Below are 5,137 nucleotides of genomic sequence, written 5' to 3'. Positions count from 1 at the left end.
CGGAAATCCTCAACAGTCGCTCGCTGGTTGGTCGGAATTTTAATTGTGGGTGCTTCAACCTTCAGTAAGCCGTTTGCCACCGCATACTCGGTTAAGCTTTTAGCCAAGTAATCAGCCTCCAAGTCCCAGTCAGGCTTGATTGTGATGACCTGGTCATGGGCAATTTGACTGGCTTCTGTAGACACCGCAGCTAATTGACCGGCTTTTAAAAACAATTGAACACCGTGTCCAGACTTATCAGGCTCATTTCCAATCACGATTACCCCTTGCTGATTCGGCAGGTGAATGGTCGTTGTTTTCTGATTGATTTCAACGTCAAGCTTCATGTTGTTTACCCCTTCAGATATTATTATTTAACCCATCATATCATTAATCCACGAAAAAAAGCCCATCACTCCTCATTTTTAAGGCGTCATGAACTTATTTTCAATCGAAGAAGAATGGTGCTTATTCAGTTGTAAGTTTGTTGGTTAAATTGCCTGACCACTTCCAGTTTTGAACTTCTGGAATATCAGTGCCGTATTGACGAATGTAATCGTGGTGCTTTTGGAGCATCGCGTCCATTTTGGCTTCAAAGTCATCGGCTTGATCCGCAAATGAGGTTCTGGAAATCGCGTCTTTTGCTAAGTGATAACGGTCCAGTTCGTTTAGAACCCGCATATCAAATGGTGTTGTGATATCCCCATTTTCGCGGTAACCGTGGAAGCTGATGTTGTGATTATGACGGTTATAAACCAGCCCACGGAAGGTGTTTTCAAAGCCATGGAAGGCAAAGATTACCGGCTTGTCGGTCGTGAAATAACGGTCGAATTCCGCTTGGGTCAACCCGCGGCTGTCTTGGTCTTCATTACTTGGGCGCAAGCGCAGAATATCAATGACGTTGATAAATCGTACCTTCAGCTTGGGAAAGGCTTCGTGAAGCAGGTCGATTGCGGCCAAGCTTTCCATCGTCGCTTCGGTACCGGCAGTCGCAAAGATCACGTCCGGGTCACCCTCGTCATTTGACGCCCAAGGAATAATGCCTAAGCCCTTGTTCACCAAAGAAGTGGCTTCATCCATTGAGAACCATTGTGGCCGTGGGTGTTTGGAAGCGACAATCAAGTTGATTTTCTCGCGTGTTTGAAGCGCGGTATTCATCACTGCCAATAATGAATTGGAGTCTGCTGGGACGTATTCATTCACAAGTTCGTGACCCTTTTCTGCCAGATGTCCAAGCATCCCTGGATCCTGGTGCGTGTAGCCGTTATGGTCCTGTTGGAAAGCGTGGGAAACGTTCATAATGTTCAATGACGGGTAGTCATGACGCCATGACTGTTCAGATGCCTTTCTCAGCCATTTATAATGCTGTGTGAGCATTGAATCAATCACCCGGGTAAATGCTTCGTATGAGGCAAAGAACCCGTGGCGGCCACTTAAGACGTATCCTTCAAGCCAGCCTTCTGCCTGGTGTTCAGAAAGCTGTGAGTCAATCACACGGCCAACTGGAGCCATATTTTCATCATTTGGACTTTTAATGGGTTCTTCCCACTGGCGTTTGCCGTAATCCAACATTGAGAAAAACTTGTTGGATTTGGTTTCATCGGGGCCAAAAGCTCTAAATGAGTTGGCATTGCGCTTCATGATTTCAGTATAGAAGTTCGACAAAATTTCGGTATCTTGAGCTTCTCTATTACCAGGCTTGTCAATCTTTAAGGCAAAGTCCTTTGGATCCGGCATATCCAATTTCTTCGGGTTAATCCCACCATTTACGATTGGGTTCATCGCCATTCGTTGATTGCCCTCTGGTGCCATTGATTTGATTTCGGCTTTAATTGATCCATTAGGATTAAACAGTTTTTCTGGTTGATATGACTTCAACCAATTAATCAATAAGTCTTTGTGGTCCATATGGCCGGCACTGACAGGAATTGGTACCTGGTGAGCACGGAATGAGCCGGCAATTGGGTTGCCGTCGAAATCAAATTTCGGACCCGTCCAGCCCTTTGGCGAACGCAGTACCAACATTGGCCATTGCGGCAGGGTGTCATCGTTATTATCACGGGCATGTTTTTGAATCTGCTTGATTTCGGTTACGATCGCGTCCATCGTTTTGGCCATTTCATGGTGAACTCGGGAATAGTCGTCAGGTTCGCCGTTGGTTTCGACAAAGTAAGGCTTCCAGCCCATCCCTTCAAAGTAGTTCGTCAAGTCCGCATCACTCATCCGAGACAAGATGGTTGGGTTTGAGATCTTGAAACCGTTCAAATTCAGCATTGGCAAAATGGCCCCATCGTGAATTGGATTGATGAATTTATTTGAGAACCATGACGCAGCCAAGGGACCTGTTTCGGCTTCACCATCCCCAATTTCAACTGCGGCAATCACATCGGGGTTGTCTAAAATAGCGCCGGTTCCATGCGCGATCGAGTACCCCAACTCGCCACCTTCATGCATTGAACCAGGAGTCTCTGGAGCGGCATGGGAAGCAACGCCGCCTGGGAATGAAAATTGTTTGAAAAGGCGTTGAAGTCCGGTCTCATTTTGGGCAATCTTTGGATAAATTTCACTGTAGCTGCCGTCAATGTATGAGTTGGATACCATGACTTGACCACCGTGGCCGGAACCTTCAATGTAGAACATGTTCAGGTTGTACTTCTTGATGACCCGGTTTAAATGGGCATACATAAAGTTTTGTGAAGCAATCGTACCCCAGTGGCCGATTGGCTTAACCTTCACGTCGTCGGCAACCAAATCACGTTTGAGTAACGGATTGTCCCGCAGGAATAGTTGTCCCACGGATAAGTAGTTGGCGGTGTTCCAGTACATGTTGACCTTTTGCAGATATTCATCGGAATCGAAGTTCGTCATATTCATAACCTCCTGAGTTTTCAGTAAGCAAACACCAATTTAATTATTGGACCGGTCCAAATTTAAATTACAACCATATTGTATGCCTAACTAGTTGGTATTTCAATGATTTAAGCATTTAGAAAATTTATTTTAATATAGATAAAATTTATATTAAAGAGTTCTTCTATAGTTATTATCTTGATATGTCTAACTTTTGGCGCACATTTTTCCGCTACATAACATTACAAATTCAAAGGGGCTGTTGGCAAAATATTAGTTTTGTCACAGCCCCTCGTTTCTCCTTATACTTCTAACTTACCTGGCCGAATTGTGGACTAACAAACAGCTTCCGGCCGTATAAGCCACACTAATAATGCTTATACCTCCGAAAATGCAGGTACTTGGCTAAAAAATACGCTAAATCACATAGCCACGTTTCCAATCGTTTCATGATTCATCCTCCAAGACATACATCACCCGCTCGAGTTCGCCCAAGGCATCACCCGGATTTTGCCACTGAAAGTCATATCCCAGTGACAGATTCCGGTAACGGATGCCGTTTTCGACCACGTTATTTGGCATATGGGAATGCCCGCTTAATGACAATTTAACGTGATTTTGCTCAAACACCTGTCGATAGCGGTCACTTCCCAGCTGATACAAAAAGCGATCGTACAGTGGAATCGGCATCTGTCGGGTCAGCTTCTTGGTTGGTAGCATGTGACTGACAACGAGCAGCTGCTTGTTCGTCAGGTCCAACTGATTGATCTGATGCTGCCAGGAAAAAATTTGCCTGGTTACCCAGTTGCGATCACGGCGATAACTGATTTGATTGCCGTTGATATACATCTGATCGGGCCAAACGTGTTTGGCAATCACATTGTCGGCATACCGTGGCCCCTTGTCTTCAGAGAAATGATTGGCAAAGGTGTAATCATACCAGCCGTTAATGCCCGTAATGAACCAGTGAGCCGTTTCAATCGGATGCCGGGTCAGGGATGTCGGCAACTGATCCAGCTTCGCATAAGTTGCGCGAGAAGTTTGTTGAATTTCGGCGACTGATTTTTCGCGGGGATGATCCACGTAAAGGTCGTGATTACCAATCAGCGTCCGAAAAGGGACTGACAAAGCCGCAGCGAGCCGGTCATAAAATGCCAAGTTTCGCTGCAGCCCGTTGGCGGAATCGCCCATTAAAACAAGTTCATCCAAGTGCTTGTCATAAACCAACTGCTCAAGAACCGCCGTAAAGTCATACTGACGGTTAAAATCGATATGTAAGTCTGATACAAATCCAATCCGCATGATTACCTCCTGGTGGTCACTTTTCTATATCTTAACGCGCTTTGAAATTAGTTGTTTCAAAAAATAAAGATCTTTGAAAAGTCGTAATTAATATATAGCGTGCAAAAATCAACTTGATTGATACGTATTTTTATACGTGCTATATTTAAAACACACCAAGGAGGTATGGTGGATGGACTCCAGAACCATCATCCAGATGTTAAAACATGATGGTTGGTACAAAGTTAGAATCCATGGGGACCATTGGCATTTTAAACGCCCTCAAAAGCTTGGGATTGTAACTGTGCCACATCCTCGTAAAGATATTCCAAAAGGAACGTACAATAGCATTCTAAAACAAGCGGGGCTCAAATAACCGTGCGTTTAACAAATCAATGGAGGTTATCACCAATGAAATATTTGTATTATGCTTTATTCAAAAAGCAATCAGATGACAAAATTGAAGTTACATTCCCTGACTTAGCCCCCCACGCAGCAACATATGGAACAACGATGTCAGATGCCCTTCATATGGCTCATGATGCCTTGGAAGGCTACTTATTAGTTGTTGAGGATTTACACGAGAAGCTGCCTAAGGCTTCAAGTCCAGAATCATTAACGCATGATACAAGCCAGCTGATCATTCCTATCGAGGTCGACACAACGTTGGCACGGGAACGTGAAGACAATGTAAGTATCAAAAAGACGTTAACAATTCCAAAATATTTAAATGATTTAGGCAAGCAAAAAAGCATCAATTTCTCTGCCACACTCACGGATGCCTTAAAGCGCAAGCTCAATATTTTATAACCTTTATGATTATTCAAATTTAAAACCGGAAAGCCAAAGGTCATCGAGGCTTTCCGGTTTCGTTTTATTTTAATATCCCTGTTTGTAAAATTAAGTTAGAAATTTAAAAAGCCATTTGTGATAGACTTTTGAGTGTTGAAATCAAAAGAAAGGCTGATCACAAATGACCTATACTCATCTTACCATAGACGAACTCACTACAATTTATTCCTTTTGG

The 5,137-nt window shown here is 43.8% G+C and carries 4 protein-coding genes and 1 pseudogene; 2 read left to right on the top strand and 3 right to left on the bottom strand.

Features of this window, described 5'->3' with window-relative positions; translation table 11 throughout:
- The 3 genes and pseudogenes from AB3112_RS08000 to AB3112_RS07990 all read right to left on the bottom strand — a co-directional run.
- Positions 1 to 326, bottom strand: a pseudogene (locus tag AB3112_RS08000) (hypothetical protein); the annotation flags it as partial.
- 121 nt (positions 327 to 447) lie between these two features.
- On the bottom strand, positions 448 to 2,847 hold the full coding sequence (locus tag AB3112_RS07995) for a phosphoketolase family protein (RefSeq protein WP_367334249.1): 2,400 nt from the start codon (positions 2,845 to 2,847) through the stop codon (positions 448 to 450).
- Positions 2,848 to 3,276: 429 nt separating this feature from the next.
- A complete protein-coding gene (locus tag AB3112_RS07990; protein ID WP_367334248.1) occupies positions 3,277 to 4,131 on the bottom strand; it encodes a metallophosphoesterase in 855 nt (284 codons plus the stop codon).
- 172 nt (positions 4,132 to 4,303) lie between these two features.
- On the opposite strand from AB3112_RS07990, the gene AB3112_RS07985 reads away from it, so the two are divergent.
- Positions 4,304 to 4,486, top strand: a complete 183-nt coding sequence (locus AB3112_RS07985) for a type II toxin-antitoxin system HicA family toxin (protein WP_084974356.1) — start codon at positions 4,304 to 4,306, stop codon at positions 4,484 to 4,486.
- A 35-nt stretch (positions 4,487 to 4,521) separates the two neighbouring features.
- Positions 4,522 to 4,920 (top strand): type II toxin-antitoxin system HicB family antitoxin, encoded by a 399-nt coding sequence (locus AB3112_RS07980; RefSeq protein WP_084974354.1) that lies wholly within the window; start codon positions 4,522 to 4,524, stop codon positions 4,918 to 4,920.
- The last annotated feature ends 217 nt before the right edge of the window (positions 4,921 to 5,137 follow it).

The organism is Lentilactobacillus sp. (assembly GCF_040773105.1).
GTDB classification, from domain to species: domain Bacteria; phylum Bacillota; class Bacilli; order Lactobacillales; family Lactobacillaceae; genus Lentilactobacillus; species Lentilactobacillus parabuchneri.
This window is presented reverse-complemented; position numbering and strand designations above follow the sequence as displayed.